This window comes from Mediannikoviicoccus vaginalis (genome assembly GCF_928097925.1).
Taxonomy (GTDB): Bacteria; Bacillota; Clostridia; order Tissierellales; family Peptoniphilaceae; genus Mediannikoviicoccus; species Mediannikoviicoccus vaginalis.
This window is the reverse complement of the sequence record NZ_CAKMRI010000001.1, coordinates 101,296-121,375: the sequence shown is the minus strand read 5'-3', so window position 1 is coordinate 121,375 and position 20,080 is coordinate 101,296. Positions and strand designations below refer to the sequence as shown.

At 34.9% G+C, this 20,080-nt stretch carries 18 protein-coding genes; 5 read left to right on the top strand and 13 right to left on the bottom strand.

Going from position 1 to position 20,080, the window contains the following annotated elements; all coding sequences use genetic code 11:
* Positions 1-242: 242 nt before the first annotated feature.
* The 4 genes from L6651_RS00610 to rplM all read right to left on the bottom strand — a co-directional run bounded on the left by L6651_RS00610 (position 243) and on the right by rplM (position 4,111).
* Complete coding sequence (locus L6651_RS00610; RefSeq protein WP_237036125.1) at positions 243-1,694, bottom strand: TrkH family potassium uptake protein; 1,452 nt, start codon at positions 1,692-1,694, stop codon at positions 243-245.
* 8 nt (positions 1,695-1,702) lie between these two features.
* Positions 1,703-3,088 carry a Trk system potassium transporter TrkA gene (gene trkA, locus L6651_RS00605; RefSeq protein ID WP_237036124.1) on the bottom strand — a complete coding sequence of 462 codons (1,386 nt, stop codon included), beginning with the start codon at positions 3,086-3,088 and terminating at the stop codon, positions 1,703-1,705.
* A 187-nt stretch (positions 3,089-3,275) separates the two neighbouring features.
* The gene (gene rpsI / locus L6651_RS00600) at positions 3,276-3,668 is read right to left on the bottom strand and encodes a 30S ribosomal protein S9 (RefSeq protein ID WP_237036123.1); all 393 of its coding nucleotides are present in this window, start codon (positions 3,666-3,668) and stop codon (positions 3,276-3,278) included.
* 11 nt (positions 3,669-3,679) lie between these two features.
* Positions 3,680-4,111 (bottom strand): 50S ribosomal protein L13, encoded by a 432-nt coding sequence (rplM, locus tag L6651_RS00595; RefSeq protein ID WP_237036122.1) that lies wholly within the window; start codon positions 4,109-4,111, stop codon positions 3,680-3,682.
* Positions 4,112-4,437: 326 nt separating this feature from the next.
* Here rplM and L6651_RS00590 point away from each other — a divergent pair, with 326 nt between their 5' ends.
* The gene (locus tag L6651_RS00590) at positions 4,438-4,845 is read left to right on the top strand and encodes an FYVE zinc finger domain-containing protein (protein WP_237036121.1); all 408 of its coding nucleotides are present in this window, start codon (positions 4,438-4,440) and stop codon (positions 4,843-4,845) included.
* A 53-nt stretch (positions 4,846-4,898) separates the two neighbouring features.
* Positions 4,899-5,441, top strand: a complete 543-nt coding sequence (locus tag L6651_RS00585) for a hypothetical protein (protein WP_237036120.1) — start codon at positions 4,899-4,901, stop codon at positions 5,439-5,441.
* A 19-nt stretch (positions 5,442-5,460) separates the two neighbouring features.
* Here the strand turns inward: L6651_RS00585 and aroQ are convergent, their stop codons facing one another.
* From aroQ to aroF, 6 genes are read right to left on the bottom strand one after another with little or no spacing between them, the layout of a single operon-like run.
* On the bottom strand, positions 5,461-5,904 hold the full coding sequence (gene aroQ, locus L6651_RS00580; RefSeq protein WP_331473679.1) for a type II 3-dehydroquinate dehydratase: 444 nt from the start codon (positions 5,902-5,904) through the stop codon (positions 5,461-5,463).
* Positions 5,876-7,120, bottom strand: coding sequence for a shikimate kinase (locus L6651_RS00575; protein ID WP_237036119.1), 1,245 nt, complete (start codon positions 7,118-7,120; stop codon positions 5,876-5,878). The genes aroQ and L6651_RS00575 overlap by 29 nt, the downstream gene beginning before the upstream one ends.
* On the bottom strand, positions 7,093-8,202 hold the full coding sequence (aroC, locus tag L6651_RS00570) for a chorismate synthase (RefSeq protein WP_237036118.1): 1,110 nt from the start codon (positions 8,200-8,202) through the stop codon (positions 7,093-7,095). The genes L6651_RS00575 and aroC overlap by 28 nt, the downstream gene beginning before the upstream one ends.
* Complete coding sequence (gene aroA, locus L6651_RS00565) at positions 8,180-9,448, bottom strand: 3-phosphoshikimate 1-carboxyvinyltransferase (RefSeq protein ID WP_237036117.1); 1,269 nt, start codon at positions 9,446-9,448, stop codon at positions 8,180-8,182. Before aroA ends, aroC begins: the two co-directional genes overlap by 23 nt.
* Positions 9,429-10,493, bottom strand: a complete 1,065-nt coding sequence (gene aroB / locus L6651_RS00560) for a 3-dehydroquinate synthase (RefSeq protein ID WP_237036116.1) — start codon at positions 10,491-10,493, stop codon at positions 9,429-9,431. The genes aroA and aroB overlap by 20 nt, the downstream gene beginning before the upstream one ends.
* Positions 10,486-11,508 carry a 3-deoxy-7-phosphoheptulonate synthase gene (gene aroF, locus L6651_RS00555; RefSeq protein ID WP_237036115.1) on the bottom strand — a complete coding sequence of 341 codons (1,023 nt, stop codon included), beginning with the start codon at positions 11,506-11,508 and terminating at the stop codon, positions 10,486-10,488. Before aroF ends, aroB begins: the two co-directional genes overlap by 8 nt.
* A gap of 135 nt (positions 11,509-11,643) precedes the next feature.
* On the opposite strand from aroF, the gene L6651_RS00550 reads away from it, so the two are divergent.
* Positions 11,644-12,819, top strand: a complete 1,176-nt coding sequence (locus L6651_RS00550) for a MalY/PatB family protein (protein ID WP_237036114.1) — start codon at positions 11,644-11,646, stop codon at positions 12,817-12,819.
* A 250-nt stretch (positions 12,820-13,069) separates the two neighbouring features.
* Positions 13,070-14,317, top strand: a complete 1,248-nt coding sequence (gene tyrS, locus L6651_RS00545; protein WP_237036113.1) for a tyrosine--tRNA ligase — start codon at positions 13,070-13,072, stop codon at positions 14,315-14,317.
* A gap of 35 nt (positions 14,318-14,352) precedes the next feature.
* Here tyrS and L6651_RS00540 read toward each other — a convergent pair whose 3' ends face one another.
* Complete coding sequence (locus tag L6651_RS00540; RefSeq protein ID WP_237036112.1) at positions 14,353-15,660, bottom strand: MATE family efflux transporter; 1,308 nt, start codon at positions 15,658-15,660, stop codon at positions 14,353-14,355.
* A gap of 223 nt (positions 15,661-15,883) precedes the next feature.
* The gene (locus L6651_RS00535) at positions 15,884-17,167 is read right to left on the bottom strand and encodes a D-serine ammonia-lyase (RefSeq protein ID WP_237036111.1); all 1,284 of its coding nucleotides are present in this window, start codon (positions 17,165-17,167) and stop codon (positions 15,884-15,886) included.
* Between the two features lie 95 nt (positions 17,168-17,262).
* Between L6651_RS00535 and L6651_RS00530 the strand changes: the two genes are divergently transcribed.
* Positions 17,263-18,513: a ClC family H(+)/Cl(-) exchange transporter gene (locus L6651_RS00530; RefSeq protein ID WP_237036110.1), complete on the top strand. Its 1,251-nt coding sequence runs from the start codon at positions 17,263-17,265 to the stop codon at positions 18,511-18,513.
* A 43-nt stretch (positions 18,514-18,556) separates the two neighbouring features.
* Here the strand turns inward: L6651_RS00530 and malQ are convergent, their stop codons facing one another.
* Positions 18,557-20,074: a 4-alpha-glucanotransferase gene (malQ, locus tag L6651_RS00525; protein WP_237036109.1), complete on the bottom strand. Its 1,518-nt coding sequence runs from the start codon at positions 20,072-20,074 to the stop codon at positions 18,557-18,559.
* Positions 20,075-20,080 lie beyond the last annotated feature (6 nt).

Sequence of the window (20,080 nt, the reverse complement as noted above, 5' to 3'; positions counted from 1 at the left end):
TCCTGTCAGCTAATATTATTATAATTTTATCATAAATTTTAACAATTTTTTCAATAATAGTTTGCAATTCTTTCTTTTTAATTGTATAATGTAATAGATATTAAAACAATCCTATTAATATCAAATCATGTACAAGTGTTACTTCAACACATACCCTTTCTAAGAGAATGAGATGTTAGCCCCATCTCGTTCTTTTTTTTCAAACAAAAACAGTAAATCTATTCGACTTACTGTTTTAAGTTTTATATTCTTATCAATTCCTTTTTAGGATTTCGTGGAGATATTAACGCTATTAGCGTAAAGAATTCAAGTCTACCTAAAAGCATTAAAAAACTAAAGTAGAGTTTATATCCACTACTAAAAAATGTAAAGTTCTTTGTTGGTCCAACTTTTGAAAAACCAGGTCCAACATTTGATAAAAATGTTGCAACCGCGGACATACTGGTTCTTATGTCATGGCCATCAAGTGTTATGATGGCAGTCGAAAATGAAAATACAAAAAAGTAAACAGCTGCGAAGGCACAAATCCCAAGTACCACTTGTTCACTTAAGTTCTTTCCGTTAAGCCTTACGGGAACTACTGCTTTAGGGTGAATTGTCTTTTTGATTTCTCTCTTAACTAGTTTATATAGCACCGTTATTCTTACAACTTTTAATCCTCCCGCCGTTGATCCTGCGCATCCTCCCATGAAGTAAAGCAAAAATAGTATCGTCTTTGCAAAACTTGGCCACAGGTCAAAGTCGGTGTTGGCAAATCCCGATGTGGAAGATATGGATGTAACTTGAAGTGCCGAGTCCCTAAGGGAAAGACCAAAGCTTCCATATCCATTTTTAAATAAACATGCCGCAATGGTTATAATAGCAACAGCTATAAATATAATCCAAATTTTTAGTTCATCATTATTTATAATTTCTTTAAATTTTCTCTTGTAAATTAAAAAATATACATTGAAGTTTGTGGCACATATAAACATGGCAATACTTAGTACCACTATGGTTGGTGTTCCATACCTTGCCAAGGAGTCGCTATGGGATGAAAAGCCTCCCGTTCCCGTTACCCCAAAAGTATGAATTGCCGCATCAAACACAGTCATACCAGTTGCCAATAGGGCCAAAAATATTAACAATGTTATAAGCAAATAAATTCTATAGAGTATCTTACCCGAACCTGAAGTTGTGGACTGAATCTTTCCTGCAATTGGTCCAGGCGACTCTGCCTTGTAAATTTGAAAACCTCCAACTCCAAGACGCGGAAGTATGGAAACGGTGAACACTAAAATTCCCATTCCACCTATCCAGTGGGTTATACTTCTCCAAAATATCACGGACTTTGGATATGCTTCAATATTTGAAATAACAGACGCCCCAGTTGTGGTGAAGCCTGAAACTATTTCAAAAAAAGATGAAACAAAATCAAGTTCCGTATTTATATATAATGGTATGGCTCCAAAAATAGAAACCAATATCCACGAAAACCCAACTATGAATAGCCCGTCCATAGGTGCCAGTGTATAGTCTGTGATTTTTATAAGTCGGGTTGCCAAAGAAAGAATAATAAGCATGGACATGGCAACTAAAAATCCAGTATGGGATAGATCCTTCATATAAAATGAAATTATAAGTGATGGAAGCATAAATGCAGCTTCAATCAAGAGTATTATGCCTAAAATTTTAACTATCAGTTTTTTATTCATATAAATACCTACTTTGTAAATCTAATCTTATTAAATAGGGACTTTTTATTGTTGTCTATGTGGAAATATTTTTTCATAGCAGAAGTTTCACTATGGGTGTTAAATAAAACCACTCTATCTTCTTCATTCAATATAGTTTCTCCATTAGGAATAATAATTTTATTACCATTTACAACGGCTACAATTAAAATTCCAGCCGGAAGATTTAATTCCTTAAGTTTCTTATTACAAACCAATGCATCTTTTTGTATAATTAACTCCGTTGCTTCAACTTGTCCATTTAGTAAGAGGTTAACTGAAATTGCCTGACCTCCTCTTAAATGTTTCAAAATTTCCGCAGCCATTATATATGATGTATTAAATACCGCATCAATATCTAGTCTATCTTGAATCGAATCGTAATTTGTCCTTGAAACCTTGGCAACTGATTTATAAATTCCAAATTGTTTAACCACTAGGGCTATAAGCAAATTGGCTTCGTCTATACCAGTGGTGGCAACAAAGGCATCGAATGTTTGTATCATCTCTTCTTCAAGTACGCTTAAGTTGGTTCCATCCCCATTAATAATCTCTGCTCGGGGAAGTTTTTCTTTTATTTCGTAGCACTTTTGCCTGTCAATTTCAACAATGGTTACATCAAGTCCATCGTTCAATAGGTTTTGTGCAAGATAAAATCCTGTTTTACCTGCGCCAACAATAAGAACTTTTTTTATACTCTTAGCCTTTTTAACTCCAGAGTGTTCCCTATCAAACTTTTCAATGTCCTCTGACTTTCCACCAAGTAGTATTACATCATTTTCACAAAGAAGTGTGTTTCCATTTGGTACAATGGCCTCGCCCTTTCTTGATATGGCAGTTATTAGTAAGTTTTCAAATGCCTTTATGTCCATTACCTTTTTGCCAACAAAGTCTTCGTCAACGCCAATATTAAACTCCACAAGTTTAATCTTCCCATCTGCAAAGCTATCGGAGTAGAGTTTATACTGTTTTAGTAAATACTTTTCAATGCTACGAGCAGCGGCGTTATCAGGATTTATAATCTTGTCGATATTTAATTCCTTACTTATAAATTCAATATGCATTTTGTATTCTGGGTCACGAACTCTGGCAATGGCATACTTTGCACCTAGTTTTTTTGAAATTGTACTTAAAATTACATTCGCTTCGTCATTGGTCGTAGTCGCCAAAACCACATCATAAGAAGAGATATCCAGTTCTTGTAAAACTTCAATATCAAGGGCATTGGCATTTATCGTAAGTACATCCAATGTGTTTAAAATATTTTCAATTACACTCTCATCATTATCAACAACTGTAACATCACAGTTTTCATCCACAAGGGCAGAAGCCAATTTGAAACCAAGCTTTCCTGCACCAACCACCAATGCTTTCATTACATCCTCCATAGTACAATATTAAAATAATAAATAGTAATCACATGATTATCAATTTAATAAAATTTCAAAATCATTAACTCTTTACAGTTACTTATTTTATTGTATCATTTTATAAATGTTTTTTAAAACTTAAAGCCCAAATAAAAATATAAAAGCCTCAGACATAAGTCCAAGGCTTGAAATATTATCTTTTTGAGAATTGTGGGCTCTTACGAGCTTTCTTTTGACCGTATTTTTTACGTTCAACTTTTCTAGGGTCTCTAGTCAAGAATCCAGCTCTCTTTAAAGTTGGTCTTAATTCTTCATCAACTTTAAGAAGTGCTCTTGAAACTCCGTGACGGATTGCTCCTGCTTGACCAGTGTATCCACCACCCTTAACATTTACATAAACATCGTATGAGTCTAAGTTTTCAGTTAGTGTTAGAGGTTCTCTAGCAATAACCTTTAATGTTTCATAATTGAAGTACTCATCGATAGGTTTTTTATTTATAACAAAATTACCATTTCCTGGAACTAATCTTACTCTTGCAACAGAAGTCTTTCTTCTGCCTGTTCCCAAGTATTGTATATCAGCCATCTATTCTCCTCCTATGCTAAATCTATAGATTCAGGTTGTTGAGCTTCATGTCCGTGATCTTCACCGGCATAAACTCTAAGTTTTCTGTACATATCTCTACCTAATCTGTTCTTAGGTAACATACCCTTAACTGCAAGTTCGATTGCTCTTTCTGGCTTTCTTGCCAAAAGTTCTTCGAAAGTAGTAGTCCTTAGTCCACCAGGGTAACCTGTATGTTTCTTATAGATTTTCTTTTTGTTCTTGTCTCCTGTTACTCTAACCTTGTCAGCATTGATAACTATTACATAGTCACCAGTGTCAAGATTTGGAGTGAATATAGGCTTGTTCTTACCTCTTAGAATAGCTGCAACTTCACTTGCAAGTCTTCCAAGAACTTTGTCTGTAGCATCAACAACATACCATTTTCTTTGTATGTCTTTCGCTTTTACATTATAGCTTTTCATTCTGTCTTCCTTTCCTTTTTACAATATTTTGACTATTTCGACATCGCTGTCAAATGGCGATTATTTTCCCACCAAGCATTTATGAATCGCACCCTTGGCCACCAGGCGATTTTTGTATATTGTTAAAAAGGACCGGGACAGTCTTTTTTAACACCATGATATTATATACTAAACCAATTTAAATGTCAAATATTTTTTCACTTGTTTTCAATATTATAATCTTCTTCTTTTTTGATATAATTAAATTGTAAACGAAATTATTTTAAGGAAAAATTAACTTCCACTTGAGATAATAATTTTAACATAATTAAATGAAGGGAGCAAAAATGAAAGATTGGTTTTATAAATTCATGCAGGGACGGAATGGAATAAATCACTTTTCAAGATTTTTATCCACATTGGGAACGGTTTTATTAATCATTTCGCTGTTCCTTATACGAAACACCTTTGGAAATTTCATTCTACTATTTGGATTTGCATGTGTGTTTTATTCAAATTATATAATCTTTTCAAGAAACAAAGTGCAAAGGGCTAAAGAAAATCAAGACTACCTTGCTCTTAGAAGAATATTTTTAGGATTTTTTGGCAAAAAGAAAAATAAAATGAAAAACTTAAAAGATTATAAATATTTAAAATGTCCAAATTGTAAAACTGAAATGAAGGTTCCTAGAGGTAAGGGAAAAATAAAAGTCCATTGTAAAAACTGCGGCCACGACTTTATTACAAAGAGTTAGATTTATTTTTGAGATTATGTTATAATACTTATAAATATAATAAGGAGGTCTTTATGAAAAAAAGTTTAAGGAAAAGTATTTTCATCATGGCTATGGCACTGACACTAAGTTTATTTGTAGGCTGTGCAAAAAGTAGTTCTAACGTAGATAAAGTTGACAACTTTATAAAAAAAGCTTATGTACCAGAACCAGAGGATAGTGATGTATTTTCTTCAGCTGAAAATCAAGCTCTCGGTGAAGGTGTAGATGAAGATAGTAATGAAAAAACTGAATTAGATAAGTATTTAGAAGATATGTTTAAACCACTTATGACAGAAACAGGCTACGAAAACTTTGCAGGTGTGAACCCATTAATCTGGTTAGGAACTGCACATAATGAAGATGGATTGGAAATAGTACTTAAAGATTTAAAGATTGATGAAGTAAAAAAAGATAAGGCTTCCGATGAATTTGAATATTACGAAGCTTCATACACAATAGAATATCAAAAAGATGATAAGAATATAGGAAGTCAAGATTTGAAGTCTGAAATTCGCATGACTAAAGATGGTCTTGTAGATGACTTTAGACAAAGCAATCCAATTCAAATACCATAAGGTTCACAAAATGTGAACCTTATTTTTTTACTAATTCAACAAAATAATCAACTGCCATTAAATATCCTTTAAATCCAAATCCCATAATTGATTTTTTACAGTAATCCCTTATAAAAGAAACTTGTCTATAGTCCTCCCTCTTGCTCACATCTGAAATATGAACTTCAACCGTAGGTATGTCCACAGCTTTTAATGCATCTAGTATTGCAATGGAGGTGTGGGTATAGGCGGCGGGATTAATTATTATTCCATCAAAGTTGTCATGGGCATTTTGAATTATATCTATAATGTCCCCTTCGTGGTTCGACTGAAAAAATTCCACTTCAATATCTTTTTCTCTGCAGTAGTTGTCTACGAGATTGCAAAGGTCAATATATGTGCCATTACCATAAACTTCCGGCTCTCTTATTCCAAGCATATTAATATTAGGGCCATTAACAACCAGTAATTTCATTAAACTCATTTATTATAGCCTCCACACAGTCAGGGTGATACACATTTACAACTTTGAAATCTGCAAAGTCCTGATATTTTTTCGTTCTTTCCATTTGTAGTTTAACTAAACTTTCATAGCCTCCCTTTGATAGAGGTCTTCCCTTGGTGGCAAGTTTATTTAGTCTTCTATCTATTTGAACTATTATCCCATTTTGTTTAAGTGGATTAAAGTTCTCTTTGTCGACCACAACTCCCCCACCGGTGGCAATAATAATCCCAGTCTCCTTGCCATATATATTGCATGCAGCACTTTCATATTCTCTAAAACCCTCTTCTCCATAGTTTTTAAAGATGTCCTCTATGCTCATGTTATTTATTTTTTCAATCTCTCTGTCAAGGTCAATAAAGCCCCTTGAAAGTTTTTTTGATAGGGAACGTCCTAAGGATGTCTTGCCAGAGCCTGGCATTCCAATTAGTACTATATTGGAAACGTCTCTGTAGACTTTGTTGTAGATTTTTTCGGCCCCTTCTTCTTCAAACTCTCTATTAAAGAATAGTTCGTTGGCCTTTATTCCTTGATACACTAACATTTTAAGTCCCGTTGCAGTTCTTATGCCAAGCCTTTTTGCATCTAAAATCAATTTTGTTCGAAGGGGATTATACACAACGTCGGCAACGGCTTTTAATTTTGGAAAGTCCTTTAAATTTAATAGGGACTCAAGATTGTTAGGATACATTCCCACAGGAGTGGCGTTTACAATTACTTCCACGAGGTTATATCTATCAATTTCTTCAAATTTAATTTCTCCTCTTCTGGAGATATTTATAATTTCTTTTGCTCCCATGTCTTCAAGGGCAACTCTTACTGTTTTAGATGTTGATCCGTCACCTAGTATGGCAACGGAGCTTCCCTTTATCTCCAAATCAATCTCTTTTAGCATCTCCATGCAGCCATAGTAATCGGTGTTATATCCAATAATATCTTCTCCATCCCAAATAGCCGTGTTGATACAGCCCATTCTTAGAGCTTCTGGAGAAAATTTATTGCAATACTTCATGGCCTCTTCTTTGTAAGGCATGGTTATATTAACTGCCTTTAAGTCATCACGTTTAAAAAAACTTTCCAGTTCTTCCGCTTCCAACTCAAATAGTTCGTAGCTATAGTCTCCAAGGTACTTATGAAGTTTCGGTGAGAAACTATGTTTCAAAGTTTTACCTATAAGTCCAAATTTATTTCTTGCCATAGTCCTTCCTCCATAATCATATCTATTAATACAAGACTTGTTGCAGCTTCCATTACAGACACTGCCCTAACTCCAATACATGGATCATGTCTTCCTTCGATTAAAAGTTCTTCCTCTTTCATGGTTTCTAGATTAACTGAAGTTTGAACCTTTCCAATTGATGGCGTAGGTTTAAAAGCGCATCTATACACAATAGGCATTCCATTGGTCATTCCAGAAACTATTCCAGAGCTATTATTTGTTGAAGTTTTTATCTTTCCATCTACAACTATATAGTCATCATTATGTTCTGACCCCTTTAACTTTACACAGTCAAATCCAAGACCAAACTCCACTCCCTTAACTCCTGGAATAGAAAATGCCATTTGTGAAAGCCTTCCTTCTACAGTGTTGAAAATCGGTTTACCAACTGCCTTTGGAATTCCTATAACTCCAACTTCTATAATAGACCCAATGGAGTCCTTGTCATCCTTCGCAGTTTGAATAAGCTCTTTCATTTTTTGACTTTGCTTTTCATCTATAGCAGGAAAATTTGAATTGTCAGTTTTTTTCAAATCCTCTATATCCAAGTCCACAAAGTCATATGAAACATCTTTAATATCTCCAACTGCATATAGATGGGCTCCTACAAAAACCCCCATGCTTTCAAGCATCTGCTTTGCAATTCCACCGGCAATGCAAATAGGCGCCGTAAGTCTTCCCGACATATGCCCGGATCCATTTAAATCTGCAAAGCCTCCATATTTTAAAAGTGCGGTGTAGTCGCAGTGTGATGGCCTTGGAAGTTCTTTTAAGTTGTCGTAGTCTGAAGATTTTTTATCTTCATTTTCCACTATTACACATAGAGGAAATCCCGTTGATATATTTTCCTTTAGCCCCGACATAAAAATTGGTTTATCTTTTTCACTTCTTGCCGTCGCAAGTTTTGATGAACCTGGGCGCCTTCTATCCAAAAAACTTTTTAGCTTCTCCATGTCTATTTCAAATCCTGGTGGCATTCCATCAATTACAACGCCGACACATTTGCCATGGGACTCGCCAAATAGGGATATTTTAAATTTATTTCCAATTATCGAACTCAACCACTTCACCTCCAAGGCACTTAAAGTCTTTAAAAAATCTCGGATAGGATTTATTTATTGCAGAAAATCCATCTATTTCAATTTCATTTTCAGAAATTAATGACGCTATTGTTGCTGCCATAACCATTCTATGGTCTCCGTAGCCTTCAACAACTCCACCAAAAAGGTATCCTCTTCCATTTACAATTAAACTGTCATCTTTTATGAGGGCTTCTCCACCTAAATTATTTATAATTTCCATGGAATTTGTAAGTCTGTCCGACTCCTTTATCTTTAGTCTATGGCAACCTGTGAAAATAGACTTCCCCTTTGCTCCACATGCAAGTATGGAAAGCACTGGAAGTAGGTCGGGGCATTCATTTATGTCAATGTTAAGTGGGATCTTGTCCTTAGATTTCACTTTGATTGTGTCAGAAATTGAAACATCCGCTCCAAAGGACTTTAAAATATCTAATATTACTCTGTCCCCCTGAATGGACTCACTATTCATTCCAGTAATTTCAACTTCGCCATGAAGCGCTCCTGCCACAAGAAACGGGGCTGCATTTGACCAGTCACCTTCAACTCGAATTTCCTCCGGTGGATTTAAACACTGTGAACCTTTTACAAAAAATCCGTCACTGAACTTTTCCACGTCTATACCATATCTTTTAAGCACGTCAATGGTTACATCTACATATGCCCTAGACTGTAGTTCACTGGTTAAGATTATTCTTGTATCTTTTTCTAAGACTGAAGCGGCTATTAGTATTCCCGTAATGAATTGTGAGGACACATGGCCTGGAAGTTCTATTTCTCCACCAATAAATTTTCCAAAGGTCTCCATGGGAAGAGTTGTGTTTGAAAATTTCACCCCGGTCCCTGCTAGTCCATCTAGTAATGGCTCTATAGGTCTATTTTTTAAACTACCCTTTGCATCTATAACAGTGTTTTCATATAGCGCCGTTGCTACTGGAATTATAAATCTAAGTGTTGAACCCGACTCCCCTGCGTTTAATAATGGTTTTGAATTTATTTTCTTTATTGGAAAAATTGTTAAAACCTCTCCGTCTATACTATAATCTGCGCCAAGTTCTTTTATGCAGTTTAACGTTGCAAACAGGTCATCGTTATACTCATCTATAATAAGCCTTGATTTTTTTCCAGAGAGGGCAGAAAGTATTATCATTCTATGACCATAGGTCTTTGATGGTATGGCCTTTATTTTTCCACTTAAACTATTTGGTTTAACTATTATTCGTTCCAAGGTAGTAAAGCTCCTTTAATTTATCAAGTTCAACTTCTTTAATTTCACATTCTCCAATGGATTTCGGAATAATCATATTGATAACTCCATCATATATTTTTTTATCCACAAGCACATATGAAAGAATATCCTGCGATGAAATTGTAGGTAGTTTTATATTTCTATACTTTTTCATCACAGCTAAAATTTCTTCAAGTTCTTCTTCTGTGATTTCATTTAGACTTCGACTTATCTTAGAGACAATTTCCATTCCAAGGCCCACTGCAAAACCATGTTTTATCTTATAATTTGAAGCCTGTTCAATACCATGGCCAAATGTGTGTCCAAGGTTTAAAAGCCTTCTCATTCCAAAGTCAAACTCATCTTCTATTACCACTTTGGCCTTAAACTCTATTGCCCTTTCGACAACTTCCAGGAGCCTGTTTGAATTTACATCGAAGTCCTCTTGTAAAAATATATTAAAATATTCTCTTTCAAATAGAATTCCATATTTAATACATTCGTATACACCATTGTTGAACTCTTCTTTACTAAGTGTTTTAAAAGTATCTAGATTACATAAAACTGCAAGGGGTTGTTTAAATGAACCAACTAAATTCTTACCACTTTTTAAATTCACTGCGGTTTTTCCACCAACGGAAGAGTCCACGGCTGCAAGTAGTGTTGTTGGAATCTGTATATACTCCACTCCCCTTTGGTATATGGATGCACAAAAGCCTGCAATGTCTCCCACAACTCCCCCACCAAAGGCAATTACTATGTCCGAGCGACTCATCTTCTGTGCTGCCATGGCGTTCATTATTCTTTCTACAACTTCTAAACTCTTAGAGTCCTCTCCCGGTTTTAAAACAAATTTGAAATAGTTAATGTCTTCTTTATCTAAAATTGTTGTAAGTTCTTTTAAATGAAGTTTCTCCAAGTTTTCATCTGTAATAATAAAAACTTTTTTTCCTCCATCGACATATTGTACTATGTCTTTATAATTTTCATGTCCTAGGTGGACCTTGTAGCTCTTAGAAACTTCTATATCTATAATCTTATTCATCTAACTCTTCTATCTCTTTTAATGCTTTTTTCATAATTGAAATTTTCTTCATCATATGATCAAATTTTTTTGGCTTTAGGGACTGCGATCCATCGCAAAGCGCCTTTTCTGGATTGTTGTGAACTTCCACAATTAGTCCATCACTTCCAACTGCAGTTGCAGCCATGGAAAGTGGCTCCACCAGCTCCCATGCACCACTGGCATGTGAAGGGTCTATAATAATTGGAAGCTGCGTTCTTGTTCTTAAATATGGCACAGCGGTAATATCTAAAATATTTCTCACCCCGGTTTCAAAAGTTCTTATTCCCCTTTCGCAAAGAATAATATTTTCGTTTCCCCATGCCATTAAATACTCTGCGGACATTAAAAGCTCTTCATAGGTTGCAGAAAGTCCTCTCTTTAAAAGAATGGGTTTGTCTACACTACCAAGTTTTTTTAATAGAGAAAAGTTTTGCATATTCCTTGCACCAACTTGAAGGATGTCCACGTCTTCAAAATATGGAAGGTCATCTATGTCCATTATTTCAGAAACTATTGGTAGCCCCGTAGCTTCCTTTGCTTCTAAAAGGTACTCTATGCCCTCTTGACCCATACCTTGGAATGAGTAAGGTGAAGTTCGTGGTTTAAAAGCGCCACCCCTTAAGATATTTGCACCGGACTCTTTAACTTTTTTTGCAACTTCTAAAACCTGCTCCCTTGACTCAACGGAACATGGCCCCGCCATTACAACAAAGTCTTTTCCACCAATTTCAATGTCCTTTACTTTTACTACGGCTTTGTCCTTGTGGTACTTTATATTTGCCTCTTTGTATGGCTCTTGAATTCTATAAACCGAGTCAACACAGTCAAAGGCCTTAACTGAGGTTTCATTAATCATTCTAGTGTCACCAATAATAGACAACACTATTGAATTTTCTCCCTTGGTCTCTACAATTTGCAAATCTTTTTTTTCAAACCAAGAAATTAAATTCATTACATTTTGCTTATCAAATTCTTGTTTTAATTTTACTATCATATCTAATTCCTTTATCTCTGATATACTAATCCTATTTTATCATCTATTGAGGTTTTTCTAAAATAAAACAAAAGTTAATCAAACTTCAATTATTTGTGATAGAATAAAATTATAGAAAAACTTTAAGGAGGCATTATGAATTACGATTTTGAATCAAAAATATCTAGAAAAAACACTGGCTCCGCAAAATGGGAGTTAATGTATAAATGCTATGACAAAGTCTGTGACGACATAGTCCCACTTTCAGTGGCAGACATGGAGTTTCACACACCACCTTGCATAGTAGAAGGACTTAAAAACTTTTTAGACGATGGTATCTTAGGTTATACCATGGCCTACGACTCTTACTTAGAAATTGTAAAAAATTGGTTTAAGGAACAACATGATTACAATATTGAAAAGGAATGGATTGTTCAAAGTCCAGGAGTGGTTGATGGATTTATCGCAGGACTAAAAGCAGTTTGCAAAGAAGGAGAAGGAGTAATAATTTTTAAACCGATTTACCCTCCAATGATTGCTGCAATTGAAAATAATAATTTTAAAGAAGTAAATGTACCTCTTTTAAATCATAATGAAAGATATGAAATCGACTTCGATACCCTTGAAAAGGTAGCAAAGGATCCAAATAACAAGGCTCTATTATTCTGTTCACCACATAATCCAGTTGGAAGGGTTTGGAGCAAGGAAGAACTTGAAAGAGTTGGAAAAATCTGCCTTGAAAATGATATTAAAATTATTTGCGACGAAATTTGGATGGACTTAATTAGACCGGGAAATGAACATCATATATTTGCAAGCCTTTCAAAGGAGTTACAAAATATAATCATCACTTGCACCGCTCCATCAAAGAGCTTTAATATTGCAGGACTAAAAAATTCAAATATTATTATTGCCAACGAGGAACTTAGGGAAGCTTTAAGGGATGAACTTATAAAGATGCATTTAAATTCAATCAATGTACTTGGCTACAAAGCATGTGAATATGCATATACCGAAGGGCTTCCATGGTTAAAGGAACTACTTCAAGTTATTGATGAAAACTTTAAACTATGTGAAGAGGTATTTTCAAAATTAAATCTTCCATACTCAAAGGCAGAAGGAACCTATGTGTTCTGGGTTGACTTTAGACCACTTGGTATGGACGAAGAAACTCTTCATAAATTCCTATACGAAAAAGCAGGCATCTTTACAAATCCTGGAAAGAACTTTGGTCCAGAAGGTGAAGGCTATGAAAGATTTAATGTGGCATTACCTACAAAGATATTAAAGGAGCATCTTGATAGACTTGTTTCTGAAATAGAAAAACTTTAAAGAAAATAATATTAACTCAAGTGTGGCATCCATGCTTGAGTTTTTTTATTTATGTGATACAATATCATTAACAAAATATGGACTTATAGTATTTCCAGTACCTTGACTCGTAACGGAGTTTAAGGGAATTACAACTTGCTTTGTCCAAGGCCTGCAGTAGCCTATATTGCAACGAGACTTCCAGTGAAGAAAGGTGGTACCACGGTTTAGCGTCCTTTCAATTGGAAGATTTTTTATTTTGGAGGTAAAAATGATAGATTACAAATTAGAACACGACAATGTTTTTGATGAATTAGTGGAGAGAGGTTATTTTGAACAAGCCACTTATGAAGATGAACTAAAAGAACTTCTTGGTAAAGAACCTGTTAAATTCTATATTGGATTTGATGCCACTGCCGATTCACTTACCATTGGTCACTTTATACAAATAATGGTTATGATGCGTATGCAAAGACATGGCCACATACCTGTTGCCCTACTTGGTGGAGGAACTACTTTAATCGGTGACCCTTCAGGAAGATCGGACATGAGAACTATTATGACAAAAGAAACCATAAATCATAATGCACAGTGCTTCTACAATCAATTCCAAAGATTCATTGACTTTGAAGATGGAAAGGCAATTATTGCAAACAACGCCGACTGGCTATTGGACTTAAATTTCCTTGACTTTATGAGAGAAATTGGCGTTCACTTCAATGTAAACCAAATGCTTACACTAGATGCATATAAAAATAGAATGAAAGATGGTCTTACATTCTTCGAATTCTCATACATGCTTATGCAGTCCTATGACTTCTTGAAACTATACAGAGACCATGGCGTTAAACTTCAAATGGGTGGATCAGACCAATGGTCAAATATACTTGGTGGTTATGACCTTGTAAGAAAGCTTGAGCAAGACAAGGTATATGCAATGACCTTTAAACTACTTACCACTGCTCAAGGTGTTAAGATGGGTAAGTCACAAAAAGGTGCAGTTTGGTTAGATGAAAAGAAGACAAGTCCATACGAACTATTCCAATACATGAGAAATGTTGATGACCTTGATGTGGAAAAATTCTTATTAATGCTAACCTTCCTACCAACTGATGAGTGTAAGAGACTTGGTTCTTTAGAAGGATCAAAGATAAATGAAGCAAAGGAAATTCTTGCATATGAAATCACTAAGCTAGTTCATGGTGAAGAAGAGGCCAAGAAGGCCCTTGAAACTTCAAGAGCATTATTCGAAGGTCATGTATCTGATGAAAATATGCCAACTACTGAAATGGAAAGTGCCGTTTTTGAAGAAGGTATTGGTATCTTAAATCTTCTTACAAATTTAGAGTTAACCAAGTCAAACGGAGAAGCTAGAAGACTCGTTCAACAAAATGGTGTTAAGTTAAATGGAGAAGCTGTTGCAGATTTCAAAAAGGAAGTTACATTAGATGACTTTAAAGACGGCGAAATAATAATTCAAAAAGGAAAGAAAGTTTTCCAAAAAGTAAAGATAAAATAATTAAAAAGGAGCCTGTAAACATTGGCTCCTTATTTTTATTCTACTTTTCTATATCTAAGTGGTCTTACAATATATTTCATTAAGAAATAAAGTCCTATAGGAAATACTATGGCTTCTGCAAAGGCAAGCACATACCAAATCATATAATCTGGTAAAAAATGTCTCGTTAAATACATCGTTACACTAATTACAATTGGTGTACGAAGTGCTGATAACACAGTGGCCATTCTTCCCTTGCCAAGACTTGCAAAAAATGTAACCATTAATCCATTTAGTCCAATAAAAGGATATGCGCATGAATATCTTCCCAATGCTTCTAAGGTCTTATCCATTAATGATGATCCTTCGTCTAAGAATAAATTTACAATTGGCTCTGCATAGAAGTTTAAAATTATTATAAAGAAAGCGGCAATTGCAATTATACTTATAACTCCATTTAGCACATAGAACTTTATTTTTTTATAGTCCTTGTGTCCATAGTTAAAGGAAAAAAGTGGCGCAAGTCCTTGTGCAACTCCAGTCATTGTAACGGAGGCAAACACCGATATATATGAAATAACAGTGTAGGCCACAAGGGCGTCTTCTCCAAACACCTTCAATAGGTTGGTGTTAAACAAAAACACTGTAAAGCCCAGTGCTATTTCTGAAATAGCATCCCCTACTCCAAGTGGTATAGTTGTTTTTAAAACAGAAAAATCTAACTTCCTTGTAAATTTTAATCTTCCTGTCTTCTTTAAAAAGTGAATAAAAAAAGCGGCGGTGCTAACTGTCTGTGCAATTCCCGTTGCCAGTGCCGCGCCAAATATCCCCATATGAAATACAACTATAAATAAATAATCCAAGCTCATATTTGAAATTGCAGCCAGCGCCACAGAAAATGCGGCTATATGTGGTGATCCGTCTACCTTTACCATAACTTCAAGTTGATAGCTAAGCATAAAGAAGGCACCAAATGGTATTACCGTACTCAAATACTCTTTTACAAATGAAACAGTTGTATCGGTAACTCCAAGTATATTAACAACTTTTTCCAATGAAAGAAATAAAATCAGTGAAACAATAATTCCAATAATTAATAAGCTTAAAACCGATGTGGTAAAAATAGTATTTGCCCTTTGCTTCTCACCTCGTCCAAGGCACATTCCAACCCTGGCCTGCGTTCCAATACTTAAAAGTATTCCTATTGCAAAGAACAGAGTAATAATTGGCATCGATATGTTAACGGCGGAGAATTCTATTTCCCCCACATAATTCGATACAAAATAACCGTCTACCATGGTATAAAGTGCAAAGACCCACATGGATATTATGGACGGTATTATAAATTTAAAAAATCTTTTCATTTTCAACTCCTTAAAACTATTTTACCACATCCTTATATGTAAAATATATAAACGACAAAAAAGTCAGGTTGCCCTGACTTTACTTGCCTCTTATTCAAAGAGAAATATGAATAGAAGAAATCTTAAGATGATAATTCTATTATACTTCATTGTATTGTAGTTGTAAAGTATTTTTTTAAAATTTTCACTTTTTTATTTTTCGATTTAATACAAGAGATTTTTTCTATTTTTTTAAGAGCTTTTCTCTTACGCTCATTGGCACAAGGGACCCACCAGTTGACCATAGAACATGGTTTATATTCTCCTGTTTTGCTTTTATATTTCCAGTTATATAACTTTGAAACTCCCTATCATTGAAAAGCCTTCCGACTCCCTGGAAAGAAGAAGCAGCAGAAGGTTCTATAAAAATATTTTCGCTGGAGTATAAGTCATTCATGTATTCAAAGAGAAATTCATCATCAATGGTAAAAACTCCCGAAAGTATTTCGTCCATTACCTTGCCTACGAAGCCTGAAGGTCTAGCAACTGCAAGTCCATCTGCCTTTGTAAGTCCACTTAAGCCTATGTCGAAAACTGAAATGTCTCTATGCTTACCACTGGCCATTCCCAGTAACATACATGGAGAGTTGGTTGGCTCAACAAAAAATACATGAACATTTTCTCCAAACATCTCCTTTAGTCCATAGGCAATTCCTCCAGGTGCTCCTCCAACTCCACATGGAATATATACGAATAATGGATTTTCTTCATTCACTTGTACATTTAATTCTTCCAATTGCTTTTCAAGTCTAATGGCAGCCACTGCATAGCCATAAAATAAATTTTTTGAGTTTTCGTCATCCACAAAGTATGAATATGGATTTCGTTCTGAAAGCCTTCTTCCCCTTTCAACCGCCTTTCCATAGTCACCTTCATATTCTATGACTTCTGCTCCATAGCTTCTAAGTAAATCTTTTTTCCACTGGGCAGCGTCCCTGGACATATGGACCACAACTTTGAAACCTAAAGTTCTTGATATTATTCCAATGCTAAGTCCTAGATTTCCAGTGGAGCCAACTTGGATTGTGTATTTTGATAAAAAGTTATTTACTTCTCGTGACGCTATTACAGAGTAATCATCGTCCTCATTTATTATTCCATTATCAACTAAAAGCTCCTTGGCATATTTTAAAATTTCATATATTCCACCCCTTGCTTTTACAGATCCAGCAACGGCAAGTTCATTATCCTGTTTTAAAAATATTTTTCCAGGCACATCACTTTTATACTTTTCATTTAAAAGTTTTTTCATATTAGGTATTTCAGTTAATTCTGATTCAATTATTCCATTTCTTTCAACTGTTTCTGGAAATTTTTTCATAATGAAAGGTGCAATTTTTTTTAAAAGCATCTCCGCTTCAATAACACCGTCAAAACTTAAACTAAAATCATCTTTACTTTTATTGCCAAGTTTCGGATTTTTCCAAAATAATTCTTCTCTATTTTTTAATTTTTCTAAGTAATCCATAATTCCTCCATCCTTTATCTCTTTATATTTTACCCCATTATTTTATTACGTCTTGTATATTTTAAAAATATGGTAAAATTATACTAGGTGATTATATGAAAAAGAAAGCATTGGTAACAGGTTTTTATGGACTTATTATAGGTGTCTTAGCGGGAGTCTTTAGCTCCGCCTATAGATACTCCCTAACTTTACTTGGAAAGCTTCGAGGAAATCTGTTTGCCGAAAAAGATTTTAAATTTTATTTTATTTTTTTAATTGTTGCACTAGTCCTTGGATACATAATCGGACTGCTACTTGAATTTGAGCCACTATCTTCAGGTTCAGGCATACCTCAAATTCAATTGGAAATTGAATCGAAGGTGAGTATGAACCCACTCAAGGTAATCTTTGCAAAGTTCATTGGTGGATCCCTTGGAGCCTTTATTGGTTATTCCCTTGGTATGGAAGGACCATGTATTCAAATAGGTGGTTCATGTGGAAAACTGGTGTCAGACAAAACAAAAAGAGATACTGAAACAAAAATATTTGTTGCTGCAGGCGCTGGAGCAGGTATAGCCGCTGCATTTAACGCTCCACTATCGGGAGTGTTGTTCGCAATTGAAGAGATGTACAAAAAGATTACACAAAGGCTTTTAGTTATTATGTTGATTGCATGTGTAGTTGCAGATTTCATTAGTAAACAGTTCTTTGGATATAAAAACTCCTTTTCTCAAGTTTCAGATATTATGTTTGATGGAAAGGCAATAATCCTATTTATGATTTTAGGTGTATTAACTGGATTTGTTGGAGTTATCTTTAATTCTAATTTAATGTTTAATCTAAAGATGTTTAGTAAAATCAAAATAAAAAAGAGATATAAGCCCATGTTTGCATCTGTATTTGCATTTATTTTATTTATCTTTATGCCTGGGCTTCTAGGTGGAGGACATAATGTAATAGAAAGTTTATTAGAGTCAGACCATTCATTGGGAATTTTACTAGCAATGCTTGCTGTAAAACTAATATTTACTTGCTTTTGCTATGGAACAGGTGCACAGGGTGGAATATTTTTACCTATCCTTGTTCTAGGGGCATTAACTGGAAGTGTATTCTCAAAGATATTGGGACCGTCTTTTATAAACCTTGCCCCTGCCCTTATAGTTTTAGGTATGACAGGAATTCTTGCATCTGTAGTAAGGGCGCCAATACTTGCGGTGATTTTGGTATTTGAAATGACTGGAGGTGCCATGTCGCTACTTCCACTGGTAATAGTTTCATCAATATCACTTATTGTTGCAGAATTTTTAGAATCTGATCCAGTATATCACAGCTTAAAGAATTGGACATTTAAATCTTTAAACCTATAAAAAGAAAACTGTTGAATGATAAAAGTCATCCAACAGTTTTTTATTATTTTTTAATTCTTCCACTCATGTGGGTATAAAATCTTAATTTTTCTATTAGTTCATCAGAAAACTCTCCATGTTTCATTCTCCAAGTCCAGTTTCCCGATGCAGTTCCTGGATAGTTCATTCTAGTTCCATTGTCGAAGCCTAAAATGTCTTGCATTTGAAAAATTGCCATGTCTGCAACACAGGTCATTGCACCTCTAATCATTCCCCAATTCAAACCTTCTTCATCAGTTAGGTTTAAATATCTCCTTGCAAACGTAACTTCAGCTTGGTCATGATCTTTAATCCATCCCATTATTGTATCTGAGTCGTGGGTGGACGGGTACACAACAAAGTCTCTTTCTATGTTATGTGGAAGATAGTCTGATGATGCGTCGGGACTAAAGGCAAATAATAATATTTTCATGCCAGGAAAGCCCGTGTCTTTTCTAAATTGATAGACCTCTTTGGTCATATAGCCTAAGTCTTCTGCAATTATAGGAAGTTCTCCAAGTTCATCTTTTAGTTTTGAAAATAACTTCATGCCCGGGCCCTGTATCCATGAACCATTTCTTGCAGTGTCGTCTCCCGCAGGTATTCTCCAATAGGATTCGAAACCTCTGAAGTGGTCAATTCTAATGCAGTCAAATAGACCAAATAACCACTTGAATCTATTTACCCACCAATTGTATTCAGTTTCTTCGTGGTAGTCCCAGTCGTAACAAGGATTGCCCCAAAGCTGTCCGTCATCTGAAAAACCATCTGGAGGACATCCCCCAACCCAAACTGGTTTTAAATTTTCATCCAGTGAAAAAAGTTCTGGGTTTGCCCAACAGTCACAGCTGTCTTCTGCAACATATATGGGCAAGTCACCAACTATTTTTATTCCATGTTCATGGGCGTATTGCTTTAGCCCGTCCCATTGACTGAAGAATTGAAATTGTAAAAATCTATAGAAGTTCACCTTTGAAAAGTTATTATTCTCAAACTCTTCTAATGCCTCTTCATGCCTAAATTTATATTTGTCTTCCCACTCTTGCCAAGGCCTTCCTTCATTTATATCTTTCAAGGTCATAAATAGTGCATAGTCATTTAACCAAAAGCTATTTTCTCTACAGAAGGATTCAAATGTTAGTGATGAAGTATCAAATCTCTCATAGGCCTTTTGTAAAGTTTCATATCTTTCATGATATAACTTTCCAAAGTCAACTCTTTCATTATCATATAGAGACTTCACATATTCTATCTCTTCACGTGTCAGTAGAGAACATTCTTTTAAATAATCTAAATTTATTAAATAGAGATTACCTGCATAACTTGAAAAAGATTGATATGGTGAGTCACCGTAACCAGTCGGGCCTATTGGTAGTATTTGCCACCAAGTTTGTCCCGCCTGATTTAGCTTTCTAATAAATTCTCTAGATTCTTCTCCAAGGCTTCCAACACCAAATTCATTTGGTAGTGAAGTTATATGAAGAAGAACACCTGAAGTTCTATTTTCGCTAATTTTTTTAAAATTATATTTTTCGTCTAGCATAACACC